2 protein-coding genes are annotated in these 2,018 nt (G+C 57.0%); both read right to left on the reverse strand.

The window, feature by feature from the left end:
• Nucleotides 1-559 (reverse strand): phosphocholine cytidylyltransferase family protein (locus XF30_RS11285; protein WP_109142725.1); only part of this gene is annotated, 559 nt, incomplete at its 3' end.
• Nucleotides 560-665: 106 nt separating this feature from the next.
• Complete coding sequence (gene aepX, locus XF30_RS11290; protein ID WP_109142726.1) at nucleotides 666-1,604, reverse strand: phosphoenolpyruvate mutase; 939 nt, start codon at nucleotides 1,602-1,604, stop codon at nucleotides 666-668.
• Nucleotides 1,605-2,018: the final 414 nt, after the last annotated feature.

Genomic DNA, 2,018 nt, shown 5'->3' on the forward strand with positions numbered 1-2,018 from the left:
TGAGGGTCGGCGATGAAAATCGGAATAGGTTCATCGTTTTGAAAAGCTGCGGGCCATTCGCAGTTAGGTTTGCACCGGTTTGCCTCATACGGAACTGCGAGATCATGCCGCTTTCCGTTAACAGGACTGCCGAGCCTTCCATGGATTCGTCAAACGGAACGATTGCCGCCACGTCGCTCAGTCCGCTGTCCAGCAGATGTCCCAGCGCGCTTTCCTCGAAGAACACATCGCCCTCGAGGAGAAAGCAATCTCCGGAAAGCAGCGCGTCACGCGCGAGCCACAGCGAATAGGCGCTTCCGGTACGGTCGAAAGCCGCCGATGTCACATAGTTGATCGCGAGCGCGCCAAATCGATGCCCGCACGCATATTGAATAGCGTGCTTGCGATAACCGACCACGAGCGTCACCTCTTTGACCCCGACAGCTTCCAAATTTCTGAGCGCTTTGTAGAGAATCGGAGTACCGTTGACTTCGACCAGGGGCTTCGGCCGGAGGTCCGTGAGCGGCCGAAGGCGAGAGCCGATGCCGGCGGCGAGGATAGTTGCGTTCTTGACAGTCATTTGATCGTGCTAGCCGCTCAATCTTTGTGGTTCGCCAAAGGCGTAGTCTGTCGACACATCTCTGGCATGGAGCAGCAAACCTAGGCCTGGCCGATAGCGAATGACGCTAATGCTGCAGCTTGTTGGGATACAGGTATCGCGTTTCGGCCTCGGCGAGTTCGTCATAGCTGAACAGTTCAAAAATATCTTCGAGGGAGGCGATATCGGGCTCGACGTTTGCAACGTGCTCTTCAGCGAAGATGCGGCCGCAGACCCGTCGCATTGCGGCGACTGCCGCGCGCATCGAGTGATTGGCCCAAATGACCGTCGAGATCTCGGCGCGACGATACTCGCAAGTCGGTGTCCGATAATATTTCGTTGGAACAATAATGACGGGCAACCTGTTCTGCCAAGCATCTGCGAACGAAAGGATTTCGTCTGCAGAGCTGCTTCGTGAGTGAATCAGGATCGCGTCAGCTCCGGCTTCACGGTATGCGTGAGCCCGTGCGATTGCTTCGTTCATTCCGTGTCCGGCGATTAACGCTTCGATCCGGGCCACAAGCACGAGCTCGTTTGCAACCGTGTCCTTCACGGCGCGCAACCGTCCGCAGAATTCGTCAACGTCGGCGAGGGGGTGACGGCTGCCAACAAACGAGTTTAGCTTCGGAAAGCAGCTGTCTTCCAGCGCAACACCCGCAACGCCGCGCACGCGGAGTTTACGAGCTAGCAGACGAGCATTGTTGAAGTTCCCGAAACCGCCGTCGCCGTCCACCAGCACGGGCAGTTGACTCGAATCTACGATGCGTTCAACCACATCAACAAACTGGCTCCACGATGCTTCGTTGGCGTCACGATAGCCGAGCGAGCAGGCAATCGATAGGCCGGACGCCCAAATGCCCTTGAAGCCTGCGCGCTCGACGATTGCAGCCGAGAGGCCATCATGTGCTTCCATCAGGAAAGAGAGTTTGGCAGTGGAGCAGATCTCGCTGCGCAGCGTATCAGCACGAGAAGAATTGAGTTCAAAAGCGCTGCCGTCGACGAGGAGAGAGTTTGATTGATCTTGCATGCGGACTCCCCGCGCGACGATCGGTCTGTGTTCATTACTCGCCAAGTGACATGTTTCTGGCGACGCGATCAATTGCTAGCATTGGTAGGTGGCACGAACAGAGAGCTGTGGCAGTTAAGCTGGATGCTCTGCTAAGGCCGATCCCATTATTGGCGTACGGCATGGACGGGCGCGGTTGGTACGGCAAGCCTGCATTGGGCTAAGGTTGCTTTCGTTCAACGTCCGGCTCACCTCGTCGAGGATATCTGTTTGCGAAATGTGACGCTGCGGCGCTCATGAGCTGGTGCGAAACTCCAGCTCAATCTCCCGCGGGACCTCGATGATGCTCTCTGGATGGCCGCCATTCTCGAGCAGCGCATATTTCAGGGCATGCGCACGGTCGACAAAAAGGCCGCCAAAGAAGCCCCCCTGTTC

This window comes from Bradyrhizobium sp. SUTN9-2, from assembly GCF_003122645.1.
GTDB classification, from domain to species: Bacteria; Pseudomonadota; Alphaproteobacteria; order Rhizobiales; family Xanthobacteraceae; genus Bradyrhizobium; species Bradyrhizobium yuanmingense.

Excerpts from the sequence above, each read along its gene's own strand:
- aepX (WP_109142726.1), bottom strand. The coding sequence starts at position 1,604 with ATGCAAGATCAATCAAACTCTCTCCTCGTCGACGGCAGCGCTTTTGAA.